The following is a 22398-nucleotide window of genomic DNA, read 5'->3' as shown; positions in this document are numbered from 1 at the left end:
GTGACGGGCCGGGAACGGTCCGCCACCCCGTTTCTTCTGTACTGAGGACGAGGAGACGAGACGCAGATGACGGACGACGCGAACGCCCCCTGGCTGATCGTCGGCCTCGGCAACCCGGGCCCGGAGTACGCGCGCAACCGGCACAACGTGGGCTTCATGGTGGTGGATCTGCTGGCCGAGCGGATCGGCGGCACGTTCAAGCGGGCGCAGAAGGCGCAGGCGCAGGTGGTGGAGGGGCGCATGGGTCCGCCCGGGCCCGCCAACCGCCGTGTGGTGCTCGCGAAGCCCATGTCGTACATGAACCTGTCGGGCGGCCCGGTGACGGCGCTGCGTGACTTCTACAAGGTGCCGACGGCGCACATCGTGGCGGTCCACGACGAGCTGGACATCGACTACGGGGTGCTGCGGCTGAAGATCGGCGGCGGCGACAACGGTCACAACGGCCTGAAGTCGATGACGAAGGCGATGGGCGCGGACTATCACCGGCTGCGGTTCGGCATCGGCCGGCCGCCGGGCCGGATGCAGGTCGCGGACTTCGTCCTGAAGGACTTCTCGTCGACCGAGCGCAAGGAGCTCGACTACTTCGTGGACCGGGCGGCGGACGCCGTGGAGTGCCTGGTGACGGAGGGTCTGGAGCGCGCGCAGTCCGCGTACAACTCCTGACCCGGCTCGGGTACGACTGTACGATCGCGGGTCATGACGCATGCCCGTAACGCCGCCATGGCCCTCGTCGTCCTGCTCCTCGTGGTCGCGGGGGCGTGGTCGTCCTGGAACACGGCCCGGCATGTGCTGCTGTCCAAGGGGCGCGAGCACGGCACGCTGACGGTGACCGGCTGCAACGAGGAGACGTGCAGCGGCCGTTACGTATCGGAGGATCCGGCCTCGCCGCATCACACGCTGCGGATCTCGCACTCGGTGGCGGCGCAGAAGGGCGAGACGCTGCCGGTGGTGGTGAAGCCGGGCACGGACGAGGCGGTCCGCACGGGCTGGGGCGGCGGGCTGCACGCGTGGCTGCCGCTGGGCGGGGCGCTGCTGTTGGCGGCGCCGCTGATCGGCGGCGGGATGCGGATGGTGCGGACGGCGTGGTCGGTGGCGGGGGTGGGTGCGGCGGTGCTGCTGGGGGCGTTCTTCGCGCTCTGACCGTTTTCGGACACGGTGGCGTGATCCCGCCGAATCGTTATGTCCCTTGGGTTAAGGGTGACTTAGAGCAACGGATAGGCTGCCCCCGCCACCTCCCACGGCATCCCTCATCCCACAGATGGACGACAATGCGACGTTCTCTCATCACCGCCGGCGCGCTCGTCGCGGCCGTGGCGGGCTCCCTCGCGCTGGCGCCGGCCGCGTCGGCCGCCGAGGTCCCCTTCCACCACGCGAAGGACCTTCCGATCAGCGCCGCCTCCTTCGAGAACACCGAGAAGGTGTGCGACGGCATCCCGTCCACGCAGGACGGCTGGCACTTCGTGCTCGCCGGCAGCAAGGGCAACGAGGCCAACTTCACCAAGCTGACCGTCACGTTCGACAACGGTGCCCCGATCGTCATCACGGACTTCAGCGTCTTCGGCGGCTCGGCGGGCAAGCACGCGTACGTGGGCTCGACCATCGGCGCGAAGCTGACCTCCGCCACCGCCGAGGTCGACGGTGAAGCGAAGAAGTTCAACCTCTCGCACACCTGCCCCGGCACCCCGGTCACCACCACCCCGTCCGGCACCCCCTCGGGTACCCCCTCGGGCACGCCGTCCGGCACGCCCAGCGGCACGCCGTCGGGCACCCCGTCCGGCACGCCGTCCAGCACCGCGTCCACCTCCCCGAGCACGTCGGTCTCCCCGACCGCGTCCGCCTCGGAGAGCTCCACCAACGCCCCCGGCACCGCCGGTGGCAACGGCACCGCCGGCACCGCCGGTGGTAACGGCGGTGGCGCCGAGGGCGACCTGGCCGAGACCGGTTCCAGCGCCCCCGTCGGCATTCTCGCCGCCGTCGCCGTCGCCCTCGCGGGTGCCGGTGCGTTCCTGGTGAGCCGCCGCCGCAAGGCGCAGCAGCACTGACGTACCCCGTCGTGACGGTGCCCCCGCGGGAGATCCCGCGGGGGCACCGTCACGTGGAGCGGAGGATCAGCCGGTGTTGCGCAGACCGGCGGCGACGCCGTTCACCGTGAGCAGCAGGGCCCGGGCGAGCAGCGGGTCGGGGTCCTCGCCGCGCTCGGCGGCGGTGCGCTGGCGGGCGAGCAGGGCGACCTGGAGGTAGGAGATGGGGTCCAGGTAGGCGTCGCGGATGGCGAAGGTCTGCTGGAGGACCGGGTTGGAGTCGAGCAGCTTCTCGCCGCCGGTCACCTTGAGGACCTCGGCGACGGTGAGCGCGTGCTCGGCCTCGATGGTGGCGAAGACGTGCTTGAGGTCGTCGGGGACGAGGGTGTCGACGTAGTGGCGGGCGATCCGCAGGTCCGTCTTGGCCAGCGTCATCTCGACGTTGGAGAGGAAGTTGCGGAAGAAGTGCCACTTCTCGTACATCTCGCCGAGGACGGCGTCCAGGCCGGCCTCGCGCAGGGCCTTGAGGCCCGAGCCGACGCCGTACCAGCCGGGGACGATCTGGCGGGACTGGGTCCAGCCGAAGACCCACGGGATGGCCCGCAGTCCGTCGAGGCCGGCGCCGGAGTCGGGCCTCCTCGACGGCCGGGAGCCGAGGTGGAGGTCGGCGAGCTGGTCGACGGGGGTGGAGGCGAAGAAGTACGCGGGCAGGTCGGGGTCCTCGACGAGCCTGCGGTACGCGGAGTGGGCGGCGTCGGAGACGGTGTCCATGGCCGCGTCCCAGCGGGCCAGGGCCTCGTCGGACTGGCGCGGCGCGGTGTGCAGGGCGGACGCCTGCAGGGTGGCGGCGACGGTCAGTTCGAGGTTCTCCCGGGCCAGCGACGGGATGAGGTACTTGTCGGAGATGACCTCGCCCTGCTCGGTGACCTTGATCTCGCCCTCCAGGGTGCCCCAGGGCTGGGCGAGGATCGCGTCGTGCGAGGGGCCGCCGCCGCGGCCGACGGTGCCGCCGCGGCCGTGGAAGAGGCGGAGGCGGACGCCGTAGCGGTGGGCGACGTCGCGCAGGCGCCGCTGGGCGCGGTGGATCTCCCACTGGCTGGTGGTGATGCCGCCGAACTTGGAGGAGTCGGAGTAGCCGAGCATGACCTCCTGGACGTCGCCGCGCAGCGAGACGAGCCGGCGGTACGACGGGTCGGCGAGCATGTCGTTGAGGATGACGTCGGCGGCGCGCAGCTCGTCGGTGGTCTCCAGGAGCGGCACGATGCCGATCTTGGCCCAGCCGGCGTGCAGGTCGATGAGGCCGGCCTCGCGGGCGAGGACGGTGGCGGCGAAGACGTCGTCGGCGCCCTGGCACATCGAGATGATGTAGGACTCGATGACCTCGGGCCCGAAGCGCTCGAACGCCTCCTTGACGGTGAAGAAGACGCCGAGGGTCTTCTGCCCGGCGGCGTCCAGCGGGGCCGGGGTGGGGGCCAGCGGGCGGCGGGAGCGGAGCTCCTTGGCGAGCAGCTTCTGCCGGTAGTCGCGCGGCATGTCGGCGTAGCGCCAGGACTCCTCGCCGAGCCGGTCGAAGAGCTGGCCGAGGGCGTGGTGGTGGGCCTCGGCGTGCTCGCGGACGTCCATGGTGGCGAGCTGGAGGCCGAAGGCGGAGAGGGTGCGGATGACCCGGTCCATGCGGCCGTCGGCGAACAGGCCGCCGCGGTGCTCGCGCAGCGAGGTCTGGATGAGGGTGAGGTCGCGCAGCAGCTCGGCGGTGCCGAGGTAGTCGCGGCCGTCCTGGTGCGGGGTGCCCTTGGCGAGCCGCTCGCGGGTGTTGAGGAGCTTCTGGCGGACGCAGGTGACCTTGAGCCGGTAGGGCTCCTCGGCGTTGAGCCGCTTGTAGCGGGGGCTGATCTCCGGCAGGCGCTCCAGGTCGGTCTGGAGGGAGTCCAGGAGTTCCTGGGTGGCGCCGGCGTAGCGGATGGAGTTGGACAGCAGTCCGCGCAGGAAGTCGACGAGTTCGAGGGCGTCGGTGATGCCGTGCTCGTGCTGGAGGATCAGCACGTCCCAGGTGACCTGGGGGGTGACGTTGGGGTTGCCGTCGCGGTCGCCGCCGATCCAGGTGCCGAAGGTGAGCGGGCGGGTGCCGGCGGGCAGCTCGAAGCCGACGCGCTCGAGTTCGGCGGCGAGGTCCTCGAGGACGTCGCCGACGGCGCCGGCGTGCAGCTCGTCGAGGTAGTAGATGGCGTTGCGGGCCTCGTCGGCGGGCTCGGGCCGCACCACGCGCAGTTCGTCGGTCTGCCAGATGAGGTCGATGTTCTCGGCGAGCCGCAGGTCGGTGCGGCGCCGGTCGGCCTCGATGACCGGGGTCTCCAGGAGGGCGGCGATCCGTCGCAGCTTGTTGAGGACGGAGCGCCGGGCGGCCTCGGTGGGGTGGGCCGTGAACACGGGCCGCACGTTGAGGTTCTTGATCGTCTCGCGTACGTGGGCGGGGTCGCCGTCCTTGAGCATGTCGGCCGTACGGGCGAGCAGGCCGCCCTCGGCGGCGCGCTTCTCGCGCATCTCCCGGCCGCGGTGGACCTGCTCGGTGACGTTGGCGAGGTGGAAGTAGGTGGAGAACGCGCGCACGAGCTTGGCGGCGGTCTCCAGTTCGACGCCCCGCAGCAGCTCGGCGGCGGCGTCGCCGTCCTCGCGGGTGAGGCGGCGGACCTTCTCGACGAGTTCCAGGAGCTCGTGGCCCTCCTGGCGCACGAGCGTCTCGCCGAGGAGATCGCCCAGTCGGCGGATGTCGGAGCGCAGCTCGGCGCTGGCGGTGGAGGTCTGGTCGGCACTGCTCACAGGTGCGGCTCCTTGCAGTGTTTGAGCACGTCTGGAGGGGTACTGGAGGCTTGCGGACCGCGCTGTCCGACGCTCCAAGGATAGGTGTCCGCATCGGCGGCGCGGAGCACGCCCCGCCTTTGGCGCTCTTGCCGCGCGCCGAGGCGCTGCCATACTTACGTCGCCGTAGGTTACGGAACCGTAGCCTAAGCGTCCTTTCCCTACCCTCACCCCCCAGGGGACACGTATGACCACAAGCCCCGAGGTGACCTCGGAGTCCGCGCAGTCCGAGGCACTCGACACCGCTCGAGACCTGCCCTCCGCCACGCTGGGCGGCGACAACAAGCGTTCGATCGAGCAGATCACGCTGCTGCTGTTCATCACGGTGCCCTTCCTGGCCCTGGTCGCGGCGGTGCCGCTGGCCTGGGGCTGGGGGGTGAGCTGGCTGGATCTGGGTCTCATGACGGCGATGTACTTCATCGGCTGCCACGGGATCACGATCGGCTTCCACCGTTACTTCACGCACGGTTCCTTCAAGGCGAAGCGTCCGCTGCGCATCGCGCTGGCGATCATGGGTTCGCTGGCCGTCGAGGGGCCGCTGGTCCGCTGGGTGGCGGATCACCGCAAGCACCACAAGTTCTCCGACGCCGAGGGTGACCCGCACTCGCCGTGGCGGTTCGGGGAGACGGTTCCGGCCCTGATGAAGGGGCTGTGGTGGGCTCACATCGGCTGGATGTTCGACGAGGAGCAGACGCCGCAGCACAAGTACGCACCCGATCTGATCAAGGACCCGGCGATCCGCGGGATCTCCCGCCAGTTCGTCCTGTGGACCGTGGTCAGCCTCGCCATCCCGCCCGTCGTCGGCGGCCTGGTGACGATGTCGTGGTGGGGCGCGTTCACCGCGTTCTTCTGGGGCTCGCTGGTGCGGGTGGCGCTGCTGCACCACGTCACGTGGTCGATCAACTCGATCTGTCACGCGGTCGGCAAGCGCCCCTTCAAGTCCCGGGACCGCTCCGGCAACGTCTGGTGGCTGGCGGTGCTGTCCTGCGGCGAGTCCTGGCACAACCTGCACCACGCGGACCCGACCTCGGCCCGGCACGGGGTGCTGCGCGGCCAGATCGACTCCAGTGCCCGGCTGATCCGCTGGTTCGAGCGCCTTGGCTGGGCCTACGACGTGCGCTGGCCGGCCAAGGAGCGGATCGACGCCCGGCGCCAGAGCCTGCCCGCAGACGCGGCATGATGGAGAACGTGGCGATCGACGGCAGTTCCAGCAGCGCGAGCGAGCAGCAGAAGTCCCGGCGTGGCCGCCGGGTGAGGATGACCGGCGCCGAGCGCCGGGAGCAGCTCCTCGACATCGGTCGCACGCTCTTCGCGGAGAAGGGCTTCGAGGGCACGTCGGTGGAGGAGATCGCCGCGAAGGCGGGGGTCTCCAAGCCGGTGGTCTACGAGCACTTCGGCGGCAAGGAGGGTCTGTACGCGGTCGTGGTGGACCGGGAGATGCGCCAGTTGCTCGACATGGTGACCGGCGCCCTGACCGCCGGGCACCCGCGTGAGCTCCTCGAACAGGCCGCGTTCGCCCTGCTCGACTACATCGAGCGTTATACGGACGGTTTCCGCATTCTGGTGCGGGACTCGCCGGTGGCCCAGTCGACGGGCACCTTCGCCTCGCTGATCAGCGACATCGCCACGCAGGTGGAGGACATCCTGGGTCTGGAGTTCAAGGCCCGCGGTTTTGACCCGAAGCTGGCGCCCCTCTACGCGCAGGCGCTGGTGGGCAGTGTGGCGCTGACCGGTCAGTGGTGGCTGGACGTGCGCAAGCCCAAGAAGGCGGAGGTGGCGGCGCATCTGGTCAACCTGGCCTGGCACGGTCTGGACGGTCTGGAGCAGAAGCCGCGCCTGATAGGGCACCGCAAGAGCTGATCGCCGCGACGGGGGCGCCGCACCACGGGTGGGGCGCCCCCGTCCGTAACATCAGGCGGCCTTCCGTGCGACGGCGAAGATCCGCCGGAACGGGAACGGGGTGCCGTGCGGTCCCCGCGGGTACGCCTCGCGCAGCCGGTCACGGTACTGGGCCAGGAACGCCTCCGTGGCGGCCCGGTCGTCCCTGAGGGCGGTGAGGACGGGCCTGAGGGCGGTGCCCTTGACCCAGTCGAGCACGGGGTCGTCCCCCGGCAGCATCTGGTGGTAGGTGGTCTCCCAGACGTCCGCCTCGCAGCCGAGGTCGGTGAGCCGCTGGAGGTAGTCCGCCGCGTCCAGGATGTGGACGAAGCGCCGGCCGAGGTCCCCCACCCGGTCGCGCCACTCCGGGGTCTCGCACAGTTCGCCGAGCAGGGCATGGCTCGGCGAGGTGAAGTTGCCCGGCACCTGGAACGCGAGCGTTCCGCCGGGGGTGAGTCCGTCGATCCAGCAGGCGAAGGACTCGGGGTGGTTGGGCACCCATTGCAGGGCGGCGTTGGAGACGATCAGGTCATAGGGCTCGTCGGGCGTCCAGTGGGCCGCGTCGGCGGGCCGGAAGTCGAGCCAGCCGCCGCCCGCCGTGGTCCCCGCCCAGTCCTTCTCGGCTCGCTCCAGCATCTCGGGCGAGAGGTCGAATCCGGTGATGTGCGCGTCGGGCCAGCGGTCGGCGAGCAGGACGGTGACGTTGCCGGGGCCGCAGCCGAGGTCCGCGATGCGGGCGGGACGGTCACGGTGCGGAAGTTCGGGTATTCGGGTGAGCAGGTCGAGGAACGGACGGGTGCGGTGTCCGGAGTGTCGGAGGTACTGCTGTGGGTCCCACGTTGGTGCCGCTGAGTCCACGGAATACATGTTCGAAGCCCCCTTGCTGGAACGAGTTGCCGAAGCGGAACGGAGTTCCGGCCCGGTCTCTTCCCCATAGTCAAGAAGACTATATCTGGACGTCAAGATTCTTGATGTCAACAATGACGACACCAAGAGACTTTATGTCAACAGACCCTCTACACTGATCGTCATGGAGGACGAGGTCGACCGACTGGTCGCTGCATGGCGCCGCGAGCGCCCCGACCTCGACGTGGAACCGCTCGAGGTGCTCAGCCGTGTCTCCCGGCTGGCCCGCCACCTCGACCGCGCCCGTCGCCTCGCCTTCTCCGAGCATCAGCTCGAGCCCTGGGAATTCGACGTCCTGACCTCGCTGCGCCGGGCCGGCGCGCCCTATCAGCTCTCCCCCGGCCAGTTGCTCACCCAGACCCTGGTCACCTCGGGCACCATGACCAACCGCATCGACCGGCTCGCCAAGAAGGGCCTGGTCGAACGGCTCCCGGACCCCAGCGACCGGCGCGGAGTCCTCGTCCGCCTCACCCCCGAGGGCCGTGACCGGGCCGACCAGGCGCTCGCCGGACTGCTCGCCCAGGAGCGTGCCATCCTGGCCCGCCTCTCGCGCACCCAGCGCGGCGAGCTGGCCGATCTGCTACGCCAGTTGACCGCCCCGTTCGACAACATCCCCGGCTAGCGCGTCCTCCGCGGGCCCGACACCGGCCCGCCGGGCCAGGGCGACCGCCGCGAGCGTCGAATGCACGCCCAGCTTGCCCAGCACGTTCTGCATGTGCGTCCGCACCGTATGGGGACTGAGGAAGAGCCGCTCCGCGACGGCCTTCCGCCCCAGCCCGGCCACCATGCAGCGCAGCACCTCGCGCTCCCGCGGCGTCAGCGACTCCACCAGCCGCTCGCTCTCCGTCCGGTGCCGGCGGTCCTCCGTCAGCTCCTTCAGCACGCCGGTCAGCAGGGCGGGCGGCAGATGCGTCTCGTCCCGCAGCACCCCCCGCACGACCGCGAGCAGCCGCTGCAGCGAGGAGTCCTTGGCCACCCATCCGCAGGCCCCGGCCTGCAGGGCGAGCGCCGCGCGCCGCGCCTCGTCCTTCTCGGCGAGCACCACCACCCGCACCCCCGGCCGCGCGTCCCGCACCTCCCCGACCCAGGCCACCCCGTCGGCATCGCCCAGATCGGCGTCGACGAGCATCACGTCGAACCGGCGCCCCTCCGCCGCCGCCCGGTCGAGACAGCGCAGGGCGGCCGGCCCGCTTCCCGCCGCGGCCACGTCGATGTCGGGCTCCGCCGCCAGCGCGGCGGCCAGCGATTCGGCGAAGACACGGTGGTCGTCCACCACCAGAACCCGGATACGGGCCACGGACACCCCCAGAGTGTGCGAGGACGGCCCGGCGCGGGCACGACGCCGGGAGCGGGTCCGCCGGTCGCACGGCCGCCGCCGTGTCCTGACAGTTACCCCCGCCCCGGGCGCCGTACCCGGCGGGTCTCGATACCCCTGATCAGCACCGGCCCCCACCGATGCTGCGCACAGACTACGGGCGCGCCGCACGCCTGGAGGCGAAAACGCGGATGTCCGGACCCGAACGGGCACCCTTCGGGCAAGCGGGGGACGCGCGGGGGGCCGCGTCAGCCCACCCGCCGCGCCCCCGCCGACGGCACGGCCGTGAAGACCCGCGGCGCCGCGTGACCGGCCTCGGCGAAAGCCTTCTCGACCCCCGCCGCCACGGTCTCGGCGGCATCGTCCTCCACCAGGACCACGGCGGACCCCCCGAACCCCCCGCCCGTCATCCGCGCCCCGAGCGCCCCGGCGGCGTTCGCGGCGGCGACCGCGAGGTCGAGCTCCTCGCAGGACACCCGCAGGTCGTCCCGCAGGGAGGCGTGCCCTTCGGTCAGCAGCCGGCCGACGCCGCGGACGTCGCCGGAGTCGAGGAGCCCGATCACCCGCTCCACGCGCCCGTTGTCGGTCACGACGTGCCGGACATACCGGCGAACCGTTTCGTCGCTCAAACGCCCGAGCGCGTCCGGCAGATGCGCGGCGCTCACGTCGCGCAGCGCGCGCACGCCGAGCGCCCGCGCACCGGCCTCGCACCCGGCGCGCCGCTCCGCGTACGCGCCGTCCCCGAGCGCGTGCCGCACGCGGGTGTCGACGACGAGGAGCCGCAGCCCCACCGCCGCGAGGTCGAACGGCACCTGCCGGTACGACAGGTCGCGGGTGTCCAGGTGCAGCGCGTGCCCCTCGGTGGCGCACGCGGAGGCCATCTGGTCCATCACCCCGCACGGGACCCCGACGAAGCCGTTCTCGGCGCGCTGGGCGACCACGGCGATCTCGGGCCGTGTAAGCCCGAGGCCGTACAGCTCGTCGAGGGCGACGGCGGTGACGACCTCCAGGGCGGCGGACGAGGAGAGCCCGGCCCCGGTCGGCACCGTGGAGGCGAGGTGGAGGTCGGCTCCGCCGACGGCGTGCCCGCTCTCCCGCAGCGCCCAGACGACCCCGGCCGGGTAGGCGGCCCATCCCTCGACGGAGCCGGGCGCGAGCGCGGCCACGTCGCTCTCGACGACCCCGCCCCCGACGTCCGCGGAGTGCAGCCGCAGCAGGCCGTCGTCCCGGCGGGAGACCGCGGCGACGGCGGTGTGCGGCAGGGCGAGCGGCAGCACGAAGCCCTCGTTGAAGTCGGTGTACTCACCGATCAGGTTGACCCGCCCGGGCGCGGCCCAGACCCCGTGGGGGGCCGCCCCGTACAAGGCGGCGAACCCGGCCGCCACGCCCGCCCCGACACCGCTCATCCCTTGTCCTGCTCCTTCTTCCGTGCGAACGCCCAGGCGTCCTCGACGATGGCCGCCAGATCCGGGCGGGACGGAGTCCAGCCGAGGCGCTCGCGCGCGGTCTCGGCGGAGGCGACGAGCACGGCCGGGTCTCCGACGCGGCGCTCGGCCATGACCTCGGGCACGGGGTGGCCGGTGACCTTGCGGACGGTCTCGACGACCTCCCGCACGGAGAAGCCGTTGCCGTTGCCGAGGTTGCAGACGAGGTGCTCGCCGGGGGTCATCGCGTCGAGGGCCAGCAGGTGGGCCTCGGCGAGGTCGGCGACGTGGATGTAGTCGCGTACGCAGGTGCCGTCGGGCGTCGGGTAGTCGTCGCCGTAGACGTTGATGGCCTCGCGCTGCCCGAGCGCGACCTGGAGCACGAGCGGGATGAGGTGCGACTCGGGGTCGTGCCGCTCACCGCACTCGCCGTAGGCGCCGGCGACGTTGAAGTAGCGCAGCGAGACGGCGGCGAGGCCGTGGGCGGCGCACTCGCCGCTGATCATGTGGTCGACGGCCAGCTTGGTGGCGCCGTAGGGGTTGGTCGGCGCGGTGGGGGCGGCCTCGGTGATCGGCACGGTGCGGGGCTCGCCGTAGGTGGCGGCGGTCGAGGAGAAGACGAGACGGCGCACGCCCGCCTCCCGCATGGCGGCGATGAGCGCCATGGTGCCGCCGACGTTGTTGTCCCAGTACTTCTCCGGCTTGGCGACGGACTCGCCGACCTGCGAGAAGGCGGCGAAGTGCAGGACTCCGTCGTACGAGGGGTCGAGCCAGCGGGCGGCGTCCTGGATGCGGCCCTCGATGAACGCGGCCCCGGCGGGCACGCCCTCGCGGAAGCCGGTGGACAGGTCGTCGAGGACGGTGACCTCGTGTCCCGCCTCCAGGAGGTGGGCGGCGACCGTGCTGCCCACATAGCCGGCTCCACCGGTCACCAGGTACTTGCTCAACTGCTTGCCACCTCTCGGAGTCTGTCGGCCGCGGACTCGGGCGACACGTCGTTCATGAACGCGCCCATGCCGGATTCGGTGCCCGCGAGGTACTTCAGCTTGCCAGAGGCCCGCCGGACGGTGAAAAGCTCCAGGTGCAGGGCGAAGGCGTCCCGCCCGGGGTGGGTGGCCGGCGCCTGGTGCCAGGCGGCGATGTAGGGCGTCGGCGGCTCGCCGGGACCGAAGAGCCGGTCGAAGCGGCGCAGGAGCTCCAGGTAGATCCCCGGGAACTCGTCGCGGGCGGCCCGGCCGAGCCCGCGGAGGTCGGTGACGCGCCGCTTGGGGTAGAGGTGCACCTCGTACGGCCAGCGGGCGGCGTACGGGACGAAGGCGACCCAGTGCGCGCCGTCGAGCACGACCCGCTCACCGGCCCGTTCCCTCTCCAGGACGTCGTCGAAGAGGTTGCGCCCGGTGCGGGCGCGGTGCTCGGCGGCGTTGCGCAGCATGGTGGCGGTGCGGGGGGTGGTGAAGGGGAAGGCGTAGATCTGCCCGTGGGGGTGGGCGAGGGTGACGCCGATCTCGGCGCCGCGGTTCTCGAAGCAGTAGACCTGTTCCACGCCGTCGCGGGCGGAGAGCTCGGCGGTGCGGTCGGTCCAGGCGGCGAGGACGAGGGCGGCCCGTTCCTCGCCCAGGTCGGCGAAGGACGCGTGGTGGTCGGAGGTGAAGCAGACGACCTCGCAGCGTCCGGCGGCGCCGGACAGCGAGGGGAAGCGGTTCTCGAAGACGACGACCTCGTAGCCGTCGGCCGGGATCTCGCTCTGCCAGTCGTCCGTGGAGGGGCACAGCGGGCAGGTGTCGGCGGGCGGGTGGAAGATGCGGCCCTGCCGGTGGGAGGCGATGGCGACGTTCTCGCCGAGGAGCGGGTCGTGCCGGATCTCGGAGGCGGAGACGACCGGGTCGAGGGGCCGGCGGTCGACGGCCTCGCGCACGGTGTCGTCGCGCGCGTCGAAGTAGAGGAGCTCCCGCCCGTCGGCGAGGCGGGTGACGGTCTTCTTCACGGCGGGTGGCCTCCATCAGCCTGCACCAAACAGAACCACCCACAAAAAACCACAATCAAACATCGAAGGTCAACAGCCACCCCGGGAACGTCCCCGGGTGTTTTTCACACGGACGAAGGACGGGCCGGAAGGCCCCGCGGCCTCACGAGCGCTGCACCGGCACCCGGTCGAGCAGCCCCGTCCGCGCCGCCAGCGCCGCCGCCTCGAGCCGCGAGCCCACGCCCAGCTTCATCAGCACCCGCTGCACATGCGTGCGCGCCGTGCTCGGCGCGATGGCCATGCCCGCCGCGATCAGCCGGGTGTCCTCGCCCTCCGCCACCCGGACCAGCACCTCCGCCTCGCGCGGGGTGAGCAGCCGCAGCAGCCGCTGCCCCTCGTCGTCCGGCTGCACCGCCGGGTTGAGCAGCTCCGCGAAGGCGCCCTGGACGAGCTGCGGCGCCACCGCCGCCTCCCCCGCCCGCGCCTTCATCAGGGCCCGCTCGACGCCCTCGATCCGCTCGTCGTGCCGGACGTAGCCGGAGGCCCCGGCGGCGAAGGCCGCGGCGATCCCGCGCGGCGAGGGGACGGGCCCGAGCACCACGACCGCGATCTGCGGCCGCTCCCTCTTGATCCGTACGACGGGGTCGAAGGTGCCCGGTTCGGCCGGCGCCGACGTCCCGAGCAGACAGACCTCCGGCGCGCGGCTCACCACCAGCTCGGCGGCGCCCGCCACCGGCGCCGCCGCGGCGAGCACCCGGTGCCCGCGCAGCTTGAGCGCCGAGGCCAGCGCCTCCGCGTGCAGTCGGTGGTCGTCGACCACCACGAGCCGAACGCCCATCGGTCCTCCCCCGTCTCCGGGCCGGCCTGCCCCCGGCCACCCTGCCCGGCAAGCTACACACTCCCCCGCCCCGCTTTGCCCCAATCGCAACGGGGGCCCCTCCGTGACGGAGGGGCCCCACGAGGCGGTGTCACGTCGACCGGGTCAGCCCGCGGTCGAGAAGGCGACGACCAGATACTTCTTGAACGTCGAGGAGGAGTCGGTCCTGCTCTTGCTCAGCAGCATCTCGGAGATGAACAGCCGCCCGTTCGCGTACCGGTACTCGGCACCCGACAGGCTGAAGCTGGTCTCCGCGTCCCGGTTCGGCTTGTCCGACGGGTTCTCCATCAGCAGCGTCGACTTCATGGTGCCGCCGTCGATGGAGACGACCTGCCCGCCCTTGTCGTAGGGCGGCCACTTGTAGGCGATGATGTTGCCGCCGTCCATGCGCAGCGGGACCAGGTTCCAGCGGTCCCCGGCGTCCGCCTTCTCCGGGACGGGGTTGCCGTTGGCCAGGTCGAAGGCGACGATCTCGTTGGTCTCGTCGCCGTACTCGCCGGTGCTGCCCTCGTGCTCCTCGGTCGGCAGGTACAGCCGGCCGTTGCCGACGAGGGCGCCGGTGCACGCCTCGACCTTGGTGCTGCGGCAGCGGGCCGCGTAACGGTCCGAGTCCGCCGTGATCTTCGCCTTGAGCCTGCCGGTCTTCTCGTCGATCGAGAAGAAGTCGGAGATGCCGCTGCCGTCGCCGGCGGCGTCGGCGACGTCGGCCGCGACGACCAGCGGCTTGGTGGAGACGACCGCCGCGTAGTCGACGCCCGGGGGCATCTTGTACTGCGAGATCGGCGCGCCGGTCGTCGGGTTGAGGTTCTGGATGGTGACCGTCGGGTCGTCGTACGAGCCGCACTTGCGGACCGCGACGAGACCGCCCTCGCCGCCGCCGTAGCCGAGGTCCTCGCAGTCGCCCGCGTTGGCCTGCGGCTTCCAGCGCGGGTTGCCGTTGGCCAGGTCGAAGGCGGCGCCGCCGTCCATGCCGCCGGCCGCCACGGTCTGGCCGTGCACCGTGATCTCGGCGAAGGCCACCTTCTTGTCACCGGCGGTGCCGCCGGTGACGGAGGTCGACCACACCAGCTTGCCGGCCGCGAGGTCGAGCAGGCCGACCTCGGTGCACTGCTGGAAGTAGCGCGGCGGGACCCGCTTGGCCGCCTCGAAGAGGATCGGCACCTTGTGGTCGGCGGTCATGTGGCGCGAGGCGCCGCAGACCTGACCGGTCAGCGGCAGCGTCCACAGGACCGTGCCCTTGTCCAGGTCGTAGGCGACGACCGAGTTGAGGCCGGCCTTGACGAATGCCTTGTCGGTGACCCAGGAGCCGGAGACGTCGGTGACGTCCGGGACGACCGGGGTCGGGAGCTGGAAGGCCATCCTGGCCTTCGTGTTCGCCGGGACCTTCTCCTTGCCGCCCCCGCCGAGGCCGCTCGCCCCGCCGTCCTTGCCGCCGACGGCGGCGCCGGAGCTGCCCTTGGCGTCGGTGCCCTCCTCACCGCCGCCGGAGTTCGCGTACCACAGGCCGCCGCCGATGAGCAGCGCGACGGCCACGACCGCGGCGATGACGATCTGGAGCTGCGCCGACAGCTTCTTCCCGCCGCCGGCGGCCGGCGGGGGCGTCTGCGGGTAGTGCGGCGCGTACGGCCCGGGCTGGGCCGGCTGCTGCGGGGGATACCCGTACGGCTGCTGCATGGGCTGCATCGGCTGCGTGGCCGGCTGCTGCGGATAGGCGTACGGCGGCTGCTGCCCGGGCGGCTGGACCGGCGGCTGCTGCGGGTAGCCGTACGGCGGCTGGGCCGGCGGGGGCGTCGGCGCGCCGAACCCGCCCGGCGGGGGGTCCTGCGGCGCGCCGAACCCGCCGGGGGGAGGCCCCGGGGGCTGGTTCGGCGGTGGCGGCGGCTGGGTCATGGCGTGGGTACCTCGGAGGAGTCGGTGAGCGGACGGGACGGGCGGGGCGTCACTTGCCGTAGGCCATCATCGTCTTGGTCTCCATCTCCGCCTTGTCGTTGGAGGCAGAGACCCGGCCGGCCGCGATCACGAACGTGCCGTCGGAGTAGGCGTAGCCGGCGTCGTAGAAGGAGCTCTCCAGCGAGGAGACCGCCGCCTGGTGCTGGAGCAGCACCTTGGGCGCGCCGCCCGTCGGGGCGAGGGTCGCGACCTGGCCGCCCGCGTCGTAGCGCGGCTCGACGTACAGCAGGACCTCGGAGCCCTCCATGCGCAGCGGCGTCATCTGCTGCTCACCGGGCGCCTTGGAGCGCCACTTGGCCTTGCCCGTGTCGAGATCGAAGGCGACGACCTCGTTCGGGGTGCCGTAGGCGGTCTCGGTCGCCATGTAGAAGGTGCTGGCGTCGGCGGCGACTCCGGTGCAGCCCTGGAGGTTCTTGCCGAAGATGACGAAGCTGCCGCCGCAGCGGGGGGCGAACTTGTCGTTGCCGCCCTGGATCTGCGAGCGCTCCTTGCCGTCGGCCGTGAGGGAGAAGATCGCCCACTTCTTCTGCTCGCGCTGGGTGGCGGAGACGACCAGCGGGTCGACGGAGTAGACCTTGTCGACCTCCCAGCCGGTCTGGAGCTTGAAGGACCACTTGGGCTTGCCGGTGTTGGGGTCGACCTCGCTGACCGCGTGCGACTCCTTGTTGACGTCGCCGGAGGGGCACTTGGAGGCGGCGATCAGCTTGCTGCCGCCCGCGTAGGCGTAGGGCTTGCAACCGGTGGTCGGGCCGGTGAAGAGCTGCCTGCCGTCGGCGAGGGAGAAGCCGTAGGCGGAGCTGGAGCCGGACGCGGTGACCGTGTTGCCGCTGATGGTGAGCGTGTTGTCGGAGAAGGCGAAGAGGCCGGTGGGCTTGGGGATCGCCTTCGTCCAGCCCTTCTTGCCGGTCTTGAGGTCGACCTGCTGCATCTGGAGGCACTTGGCGCGGTCGCCGGCGCTGTCCTTGTAGCCGAAGACCATCACGCCGGTGGCGGAGGGCTGCGGCGGGGCGGCGCACAGCTCGAAGGGCACGTCGATGTGCCACTTGGGGGAGCCGTCGGCGAGGCTGTAGCCGTCGATGCCCTTGTACATGGCCTTGACGACGGTGTCGCCGACGATCCACGGGCCGTAGACGTCGGCGCCGTTCTTGGGCAGGTCGACGCTGTTCTTGAGCAGCCAGTTGATCTTGGCTTCGCCGTCCTTGCGGCCGTCGTTCAGGCCCTGCTCGCCGTTGTCGCCGTCACCGCTGCCGTCTCCCTTGTCGACGGACTCGGTCGGCTTCGGCAGGGTGGACGCGGAGGTGGACGGGCCCGCGATCGGCTCCTTCTCGTCCCCGTCGCCGAAGGCGAGCCAGGAGACACCGCCGATGACGAGCAGCGCGGCCGCGGCCGCGGCGACGATGAGGCCGGGCTTGCCCTGGAAGGGGTTCTTGCCGCCGCCGGCGGGCGCGGCCTGCATCGGGGCGGTCGGGTAACCGCCGTACGGGTTCGGCTGCTGGCCGTACGGGCCGGGCTGCTGCCCGTAGGGCCCCGGCTGCTGGTACGGGCCGGGCTGCCCCTGCGGGGCCTGCTGCGGGTAGCCGTACGGCCCCGGCTGCTGCGGCGCCTGCTGCGGATAGCCGTACGGGCCGGGCTGGGCGGGCGGCGGCGTCTGCGGGGCACCGTGGGGCGCCTGCGGCGGTACGGGCGGAGCCGGCGGTGCCTGCGGAGGCACGGGCGGGACCGGCGGGACGTTCTGGCCCGGGTTCTGGTTCGGGTCCGGAGCGCCGAAGCCCCCCGGCACCGGCGGCTGGTTGCTGGGCGGCTGGGTCATCAGCGCTTCCCCCTTGATGTGAGCGGGTTTTCTTTCTACCACTCGGGGGATGGCGCAAAAGCGACCGGTCCGTCCCTTGTTCCCAAGGGAGGACCGGCCCGTGATGTCGTCGTTACGCGGCCTCTACGACTTCTCTACGCGTCCTCGGCCAGTTCCAGCCAGCGCATCTCCAACTCCTCGCGTTCACCTGCGAGTTCCCGGAGCTCCGCGTCCAGTTTGGCCACCTTCTCGAAGTCCGTGGCGTTTTCGGCGATCTGGGCGTGCAGCTTGGCCTCCTTGTCGGAGATCTTGTCGAGCTGCCGCTCGACCTTCTGCAGTTCCTTCTTCGCCGCGCGCGCGTCGGCGGCGGACAGGCCGGGCTTCTCCTTGGCCGGGGCGGCGGCCGGCGCGGGGACGGCGGCCTCGATCATCTTCTGGCGCCGCTCCAGGTACTCGTCGATGCCGCGCGGCAGCATCCGCAGCGTCCGGTCGCCGAGCAGCGCGAAGGTGCGGTCGGTGGTGCGCTCCAGGAAGAAGCGGTCGTGGGAGATGACGACCATCGAGCCGGGCCAGCCGTCGAGCAGGTCCTCCAACTGGGTCAGGGTCTCGATGTCGAGGTCGTTGGTCGGCTCGTCGAGGAAGAGCACGTTCGGCTCGTCCATGAGGAGGCGCAGCAACTGGAGCCGGCGCCGCTCACCACCGGACAGGTCGCCGACCGGCGTCCACTGCTTCTCCTTGCCGAAGCCGAACTGCTCGCAGAGCTGGCCCGCGGTCATCTCGCGGCCCTTGCCGAGGTCGACCCGGTCGCGGATCTGCTGCACGGCCTCCAGGACGCGCAGTTCGGCGGGGAGCTCGGTGACGTCCTGGGAGAGGTAGGCGAGCCGCACGGTCTTGCCGACGGTGATCCGGCCGGCGGCCGGCTGCGCCTCGCCGCCGGTGCGGGCGGCGTCGGCGAGGGCGCGCAGCAGCGAGGTCTTGCCGGCGCCGTTGACGCCGACCAGGCCGACGCGGTCGCCCGGGCCGAGCTGCCAGGTGAGGTGCTGGAGCAGCGTCTTGGGGCCGGCGGTGACGGTCACGTCCTCCAGGTCGAAGACCGTCTTGCCGAGCCGGGCGTTCGCGAACTTCATCAGTTCGGAGGTGTCGCGCGGCGGCGGCACGTCCGCGATGAGCGCGTTGGCGGCCTCGATGCGGAAGCGGGGCTTGGAGGTACGGGCGGGGGCGCCGCGGCGCAGCCAGGCGAGCTCCTTGCGGACGAGGTTCTGCCGCTTGACCTCCTCCGTGGCGGCGATCCGCTCGCGCTCGGCGCGGGCGAAGACGTAATCGGAGTAGCCGCCCTCGTACTCGTAGACGTCACCGCGCTGCACGTCCCACATGCGGGTGCAGACCTGGTCGAGGAACCAGCGGTCGTGGGTGACGCAGACGAGCGCGGAGCGCCGGTTCTGCAGGTGCCGGGCAAGCCAGGCGATGCCCTCGACGTCGAGGTGGTTGGTGGGCTCGTCCAGGACGAGCAGGTCCTGCTCCTCGATGAGCAGCTTGGCGAGCGCGATGCGGCGCCGCTCGCCGCCGGACAGCGGCCCGATGACCGTGTCGAGGCCCTTCTCGAACCCGGGCAGGTCGAGCCCGCCGAAGAGCCCGGTGAGCACGTCCCGGATCTTGGCGCTGCCCGCCCACTCGTGGTCGGCCATGACGCCGATGACCTCGTGCCGGATGGTGGCCTCGGGGTCGAGCGAGTCGTGCTGGGTGAGCACCCCGAGCCGCAGCCCGCCACTGTGGGTGACCCGCCCGGTGTCGGCGTCCTCCAGCCTGGCCAGCATCCGGATGAGGGTGGTCTTGCCGTCACCGTTGCGACCGACCACACCGATCCGGTCGCCCTCGGAGACGCCGAGAGACACCCCGTCGAGCAGGGCACGGGTGCCGTACACCTTGCTGACGGACTCGACATTGACCAGATTGACGGCCATTTCACTCCTGTGACGGGGCATGCGATCGACGTCCAAGGGTACGTCGACGGCCCCGGGCGCCGTCTCGTCACTCAGGGCGACGACGCGGCGGCCGACCGGTCGCCGTCACCGGGGCCGGCGACCGCCGGGCCGCTCCACCAGCAGCCAGCCCACCAGGATCATCGCCACCGCCGCCGGGGCCGTGACCCGCACGGCGATCAGGGTGGCGGTGTGGCCCTCCAGGAGGCCGCCGAAGCCCGTCGTCGACAGCCCGAGGACGCCCAGCAGGGCCAGGGTGATGCCCACGGCGGCCGGCCCGCCCGGGCCGTCGGACCGGGGGACGGCGGCCGGGGCCTCGAAGCGGCGGAAGGCGGCGACGAGCAGGGCGGTGAGGAGGGCCGCGGCGGCGAGGCGGAGCGGGAGCTGGGCCCACCAGCCGGCCGTCGCGGGCTCGGGCAGCCGGACGCCGAGGGCGAGCAGCGCCCCGTACACGCCGAGCATGGCCGTGAGGTGCCACAGGAACGCGGTCATGGCGATCCCGTTGGCGGCGACGACCCCGCGCCAGACCCGGGCCCGGGCCGTGAGGCGGGCGCCGGGGCCCTTGAGGAGTTCGACCGCGCCGACCAGCCACAGGCCGTGGCAGAGCAGGGCGAGCGTCGGCGGGGCCATGTTGGAGACCTTCTCGCCCGGCATGCCGACCATGGACAGCGGATACGGCCCGAGGGCGACCAGCAGGCCCGCGCCCGCGAGGCCCGCCGCGGCGAGGACGGCCGGGCGGCGGATCATGCCGTCGGCGCGCAGGAAGCCGAGCTGGTGGACGGCCGGCCAGACGAAGGCGAAGTTCAGGAACGCGACGTACGGCACCCCGGCCGCGAACCGCAGCAGGTCCACCAGGACCGCGCCCGCGACCAGCCCCGCGAAGGCTCCCCAGCCGTAGCGCCCGTGGAGCCTCAGGAGCGGCGGGGTGAGGGCGACCATGGCGAGGTAGACGCCGATGAACCACAGCGGCTGGGTGACGAGCCGCAGCGCGACCCCGGTCAGACCGCCGTCGGCGCCGAGCACCTGCACGGCGAGCGCGAGCACGCCCCACACGCCGATGAAGACCGCCGTGGGACGCAGCAGCCGCCGCAGCCGGGCCCGCAGGAAGTCCGCGTAGCCGGGGCGCGAGCGGTGCGCGAGGGCGTGCGAGAAGCCGCCGACGAAGAAGAACACCGGCATGACCTGAAGGACCCAGGTGAGGATCTGGAGGCCGGGGACGACGGCGAGCAGGTTGCCGACCCGCCCGTCGGCGGTGACCGCGGCCATCAGCCAGTGGCCGAGGACGACGACGCCGAGCGAGGCGACCCGGAGCAGGTCGACATAGCGGTCGCGGGTGGCGGGGGTGGCCTCGGCGAGTTCCCGTGCGCCGACACGGCTGCTGGTTCCCATGCCCGTACGGTCGCGCGGGGCGGCGGCCGGCCGTCAGGGCGCGGCTACTCAACCGGCGCATGAGTACGTGCCGACCGGCCCCAAGTCCTCGGTCACGTGGGCGATCCCCCGGCCCGGCTGCGACCGCCCCCTACTGACGGCCCGTCATGTTCTTCCCGTGTCCACCCGCCCCGAGGAGGAACCGAAGCGGCAGTCCCAGGCGTCGCGAGCCCGGCAAGATCCGAAAGACACGGCCTAGCGCAGGACGGTCGCCCCGGCCGCCGGGGAGGTTGCCACGCGGGCCGTCCGGCAGGTGCCGGAGGCGATCAGGGCTGCGGCGACCGTCTCGGCGGCCTCCGCGTCCTTCACCAGGAACGCGGTCGTGGGACCCGAGCCGGAGACCAGCGAGGCCAGCGCGCCCGCCTCCGTACCGGCCGACAGGGTCGCGGCGAGGGACGGGCGCAGGGACAGCGCGGCGGGCTGGAGGTCGTTGGCGAGGGCGCCCGCGAGGGCGGCGGCGTCGCCGGTGCGCAGGGCGTCGAGCAGCACCGGGGAGGCGACCGGTTCGGGCACGTCCACGCCCTCGGTGAGGCGGTCGAACGCGCCGTACACCGCGGGGGTGGACAGGCCGCCGTCGGCGACCGCGAACACCCAGTGGAAGGCGCCGCCGACCGGCAGTTCGGTGAGCTGCTCGCCGCGGCCGACGCCGAGGGCGGCGCCGCCGACCAGGCTGAACGGCACGTCGCTGCCGAGCTCGGCGCAGATGTCGAGGAGTTCGGCCCGCGAGGAGTTCAGGCCCCACAGCGCGTCGCAGGCGAGGAGGGCGCCCGCGCCGTCGGCGCTGCCGCCGGCCATGCCGCCGGCGACCGGGATGTCCTTGGCGATGTGCAGATGGACGTCGGGGGCGATGCCGTGGCGGGCGGCGAGGAGTTCGGCGGCCCGCGCGGCCAGGTTGGTCCGGTCGAGCGGCACCTTGTCGGCGTCGGGCCCCTCGCAGGTGACCGTCAGCGTCTCGGCGGGGGCGGCGGTGACCTCGTCGTACAGCGAGACGGCGAGGAAGACGTTGGCCAGGTCGTGGAAGCCGTCGGGGCGGGCGGCGCCGACGGCGAGCTGCACGTTGACCTTGGCGGGGACCCGTACGGTGACGCTCACGCGTCCGCCTCCTTCTTCTCCTGCTCCGGCTTGTTCTCCGCGATGCGGGCGAACTCCTCGACGGTGAGCGACTCTCCGCGCGCCTGCGGCGAGATCCCGGCCGCGACCAGGGCCGTCTCGGCGGCGGCGGGCGAGCCCGCCCAGCCCGCGAGGGCGGCGCGCAGGGTCTTGCGGCGCTGTGCGAAGGCGGCGTCGACGACGGCGAAGACCTCGGTCCTGGAGGCGGTCGTGGCGATCGGCTCGGTGCGCCGCACCAGGGAGACGAGGCCGGAGTCGACGTTGGGCGCGGGCCAGAACACGTTCCGGCCGATGGCGCCGGCCCGCTTGACCTCCGCGTACCAGTTGGCCTTCACCGAGGGCACGCCGTACACCTTGTTGCCCGGCCGGGCGGCGAGCCGGTCGGCCACCTCGGCCTGGACCATGACGAGGGTCCGCTCGATGCTCGGGAAGCGCTCCAGCATGTGCAGCAGGACCGGCACGGCGACGTTGTACGGCAGGTTGGCCACCAGGGCCGTCGGCGCCGGGCCCGGGAGCTCCTGGACGTGCATGGCGTCGGAGTGGACCAGCGCGAAGCGGTCCTTCTTCGCCGGCATGCGCGCGGCGATCGTGGCCGGCAGGGCGGCCGCGAGGACGTCGTCGATCTCGACGGCCGTCACCCGGTCCGCCGCCTCCAGGAGCGCGAGGGTCAGGGAGCCGAGGCCGGGGCCCACCTCCACGACCACGTCGTCGGGGCGCACCTCGGCCGTGCGGACGATCCGCCGCACGGTGTTGGCGTCGATGACGAAGTTCTGGCCCTTCTGCTTCGTGGGACGGACGCCGAGGGCGGCGGCCAGCTCACGGATGTCGGCGGGGCCGAGGAGGGCGTCGGGGCTGTCGGGGCCGGTGGTGGTGCTCACCGGTACAGCCTACGGGTCACCGGT

The 22398-nt window shown here is 72.3% G+C and carries 19 protein-coding genes; 6 read left to right on the top strand and 13 right to left on the bottom strand.

Translation table 11 applies throughout. The annotated features are described in order from the left end of the window. Positions 1 to 66: 66 nt before the first annotated feature. The 3 genes from pth to ABZ135_RS11445 all read left to right on the top strand — a co-directional run bounded on the left by pth (position 67) and on the right by ABZ135_RS11445 (position 2042). On the top strand, positions 67 to 663 hold the full coding sequence (gene pth, locus ABZ135_RS11455) for an aminoacyl-tRNA hydrolase (protein ID WP_356694278.1): 597 nt from the start codon (positions 67 to 69) through the stop codon (positions 661 to 663). Between the two features lie 33 nt (positions 664 to 696). Further along, positions 697 to 1140 (top strand): hypothetical protein, encoded by a 444-nt coding sequence (locus ABZ135_RS11450; protein ID WP_356694276.1) that lies wholly within the window; start codon positions 697 to 699, stop codon positions 1138 to 1140. Between the two features lie 128 nt (positions 1141 to 1268). Further along, a complete protein-coding gene (locus ABZ135_RS11445; RefSeq protein WP_356694274.1) occupies positions 1269 to 2042 on the top strand; it encodes an LPXTG cell wall anchor domain-containing protein in 774 nt (257 codons plus the stop codon). A 66-nt stretch (positions 2043 to 2108) separates the two neighbouring features. Here ABZ135_RS11445 and ppc read toward each other — a convergent pair whose 3' ends face one another. Then, positions 2109 to 4838, bottom strand: a complete 2730-nt coding sequence (gene ppc / locus ABZ135_RS11440; RefSeq protein WP_356694272.1) for a phosphoenolpyruvate carboxylase — start codon at positions 4836 to 4838, stop codon at positions 2109 to 2111. 226 nt (positions 4839 to 5064) lie between these two features. Between ppc and ABZ135_RS11435 the strand changes: the two genes are divergently transcribed. Next, positions 5065 to 6057, top strand: coding sequence for a fatty acid desaturase (locus ABZ135_RS11435; protein WP_356694270.1), 993 nt, complete (start codon positions 5065 to 5067; stop codon positions 6055 to 6057). After that, positions 6057 to 6737 carry a TetR/AcrR family transcriptional regulator gene (locus ABZ135_RS11430; protein WP_356694436.1) on the top strand — a complete coding sequence of 227 codons (681 nt, stop codon included), beginning with the start codon at positions 6057 to 6059 and terminating at the stop codon, positions 6735 to 6737. Before ABZ135_RS11435 ends, ABZ135_RS11430 begins: the two co-directional genes overlap by 1 nt. Positions 6738 to 6788: 51 nt before the next feature. Here the strand turns inward: ABZ135_RS11430 and ABZ135_RS11425 are convergent, their stop codons facing one another. After that, on the bottom strand, positions 6789 to 7622 hold the full coding sequence (locus tag ABZ135_RS11425) for a trans-aconitate 2-methyltransferase (RefSeq protein ID WP_356694268.1): 834 nt from the start codon (positions 7620 to 7622) through the stop codon (positions 6789 to 6791). Between the two features lie 163 nt (positions 7623 to 7785). Here ABZ135_RS11425 and ABZ135_RS11420 point away from each other — a divergent pair, with 163 nt between their 5' ends. After that, positions 7786 to 8283 (top strand): MarR family transcriptional regulator, encoded by a 498-nt coding sequence (locus ABZ135_RS11420; RefSeq protein WP_356064338.1) that lies wholly within the window; start codon positions 7786 to 7788, stop codon positions 8281 to 8283. On the opposite strand, the gene ABZ135_RS11415 is transcribed toward ABZ135_RS11420, so the two are convergent. From ABZ135_RS11415 to rsmA, 11 genes are all read right to left on the bottom strand, one after another. After that, positions 8242 to 8958 (bottom strand): response regulator transcription factor, encoded by a 717-nt coding sequence (locus ABZ135_RS11415; protein ID WP_356694434.1) that lies wholly within the window; start codon positions 8956 to 8958, stop codon positions 8242 to 8244. The genes ABZ135_RS11420 and ABZ135_RS11415 overlap by 42 nt on opposite strands. A 266-nt stretch (positions 8959 to 9224) precedes the next feature. After that, on the bottom strand, positions 9225 to 10382 hold the full coding sequence (gene galK / locus ABZ135_RS11410) for a galactokinase (RefSeq protein ID WP_356694266.1): 1158 nt from the start codon (positions 10380 to 10382) through the stop codon (positions 9225 to 9227). Next, entirely contained in the window at positions 10379 to 11347 is a 969-nt protein-coding gene (galE, locus tag ABZ135_RS11405; protein WP_356694264.1) for a UDP-glucose 4-epimerase GalE, read from the bottom strand. The genes galK and galE overlap by 4 nt, the downstream gene beginning before the upstream one ends. Beyond that, positions 11344 to 12384: a galactose-1-phosphate uridylyltransferase gene (galT, locus tag ABZ135_RS11400; protein WP_356694262.1), complete on the bottom strand. Its 1041-nt coding sequence runs from the start codon at positions 12382 to 12384 to the stop codon at positions 11344 to 11346. Before galT ends, galE begins: the two co-directional genes overlap by 4 nt. Before the next feature lie 142 nt (positions 12385 to 12526). Continuing rightward, a complete protein-coding gene (locus ABZ135_RS11395) occupies positions 12527 to 13201 on the bottom strand; it encodes a response regulator transcription factor (protein ID WP_356694260.1) in 675 nt (224 codons plus the stop codon). A 144-nt stretch (positions 13202 to 13345) separates the two neighbouring features. Then, on the bottom strand, positions 13346 to 15130 hold the full coding sequence (locus tag ABZ135_RS11390) for a PQQ-binding-like beta-propeller repeat protein (protein WP_356694258.1): 1785 nt from the start codon (positions 15128 to 15130) through the stop codon (positions 13346 to 13348). Positions 15131 to 15179: 49 nt separating this feature from the next. Further along, on the bottom strand, positions 15180 to 17000 hold the full coding sequence (locus ABZ135_RS11385) for a PQQ-binding-like beta-propeller repeat protein (RefSeq protein ID WP_356694256.1): 1821 nt from the start codon (positions 16998 to 17000) through the stop codon (positions 15180 to 15182). Between the two features lie 134 nt (positions 17001 to 17134). After that, a complete protein-coding gene (locus ABZ135_RS11380; RefSeq protein ID WP_356694254.1) occupies positions 17135 to 18940 on the bottom strand; it encodes an ABC-F family ATP-binding cassette domain-containing protein in 1806 nt (601 codons plus the stop codon). Between the two features lie 105 nt (positions 18941 to 19045). After that, positions 19046 to 20347 (bottom strand): acyltransferase, encoded by a 1302-nt coding sequence (locus tag ABZ135_RS11375; RefSeq protein WP_356694252.1) that lies wholly within the window; start codon positions 20345 to 20347, stop codon positions 19046 to 19048. A 234-nt stretch (positions 20348 to 20581) separates the two neighbouring features. Next, positions 20582 to 21478 (bottom strand): 4-(cytidine 5'-diphospho)-2-C-methyl-D-erythritol kinase, encoded by an 897-nt coding sequence (locus ABZ135_RS11370; protein WP_356694250.1) that lies wholly within the window; start codon positions 21476 to 21478, stop codon positions 20582 to 20584. Continuing rightward, the gene (gene rsmA, locus ABZ135_RS11365; RefSeq protein WP_356694248.1) at positions 21475 to 22374 is read right to left on the bottom strand and encodes a 16S rRNA (adenine(1518)-N(6)/adenine(1519)-N(6))-dimethyltransferase RsmA; all 900 of its coding nucleotides are present in this window, start codon (positions 22372 to 22374) and stop codon (positions 21475 to 21477) included. Before rsmA ends, ABZ135_RS11370 begins: the two co-directional genes overlap by 4 nt. Positions 22375 to 22398 lie beyond the last annotated feature (24 nt).

It is taken from the genome of Streptomyces sp. NPDC006339, assembly GCF_040612775.1.
GTDB lineage: Bacteria > Actinomycetota > Actinomycetes > Streptomycetales > Streptomycetaceae > Streptomyces.
Note: the sequence above shows the minus strand (reverse complement) of the source record. Positions and strands in the feature narration are given on the sequence as shown.

Bases quoted from the DNA above. Each gene is read 5' to 3' on its own strand.
- ABZ135_RS11430 (WP_356694436.1), top strand. From the start codon at position 6,057: ATGGAGAACGTGGCGATCGACGGCAGTTCCAGCAGCGCGAGCGAGCAG.
- galK (WP_356694266.1), bottom strand. From the start codon at position 10,382: ATGAGCGGTGTCGGGGCGGGCGTGGCGGCCGGGTTCGCCGCCTTGTAC.
- ABZ135_RS11435 (WP_356694270.1), top strand. From the start codon at position 5,065: ATGACCACAAGCCCCGAGGTGACCTCGGAGTCCGCGCAGTCCGAGGCA.
- ABZ135_RS11450 (WP_356694276.1), top strand. From the start codon at position 697: ATGACGCATGCCCGTAACGCCGCCATGGCCCTCGTCGTCCTGCTCCTC.
- ABZ135_RS11445 (WP_356694274.1), top strand. From the start codon at position 1,269: ATGCGACGTTCTCTCATCACCGCCGGCGCGCTCGTCGCGGCCGTGGCG.
- ABZ135_RS11380 (WP_356694254.1), bottom strand. From the start codon at position 18,940: ATGGCCGTCAATCTGGTCAATGTCGAGTCCGTCAGCAAGGTGTACGGC.
- ABZ135_RS11375 (WP_356694252.1), bottom strand. From the start codon at position 20,347: ATGGGAACCAGCAGCCGTGTCGGCGCACGGGAACTCGCCGAGGCCACC.
- ABZ135_RS11425 (WP_356694268.1), bottom strand. From the start codon at position 7,622: ATGTATTCCGTGGACTCAGCGGCACCAACGTGGGACCCACAGCAGTAC.
- ABZ135_RS11390 (WP_356694258.1), bottom strand. From the start codon at position 15,130: ATGACCCAGCCGCCGCCACCGCCGAACCAGCCCCCGGGGCCTCCCCCC.
- ABZ135_RS11395 (WP_356694260.1), bottom strand. From the start codon at position 13,201: ATGGGCGTTCGGCTCGTGGTGGTCGACGACCACCGACTGCACGCGGAG.
- pth (WP_356694278.1), top strand. From the start codon at position 67: ATGACGGACGACGCGAACGCCCCCTGGCTGATCGTCGGCCTCGGCAAC.
- ABZ135_RS11385 (WP_356694256.1), bottom strand. From the start codon at position 17,000: ATGACCCAGCCGCCCAGCAACCAGCCGCCGGTGCCGGGGGGCTTCGGC.
- ABZ135_RS11420 (WP_356064338.1), top strand. From the start codon at position 7,786: ATGGAGGACGAGGTCGACCGACTGGTCGCTGCATGGCGCCGCGAGCGC.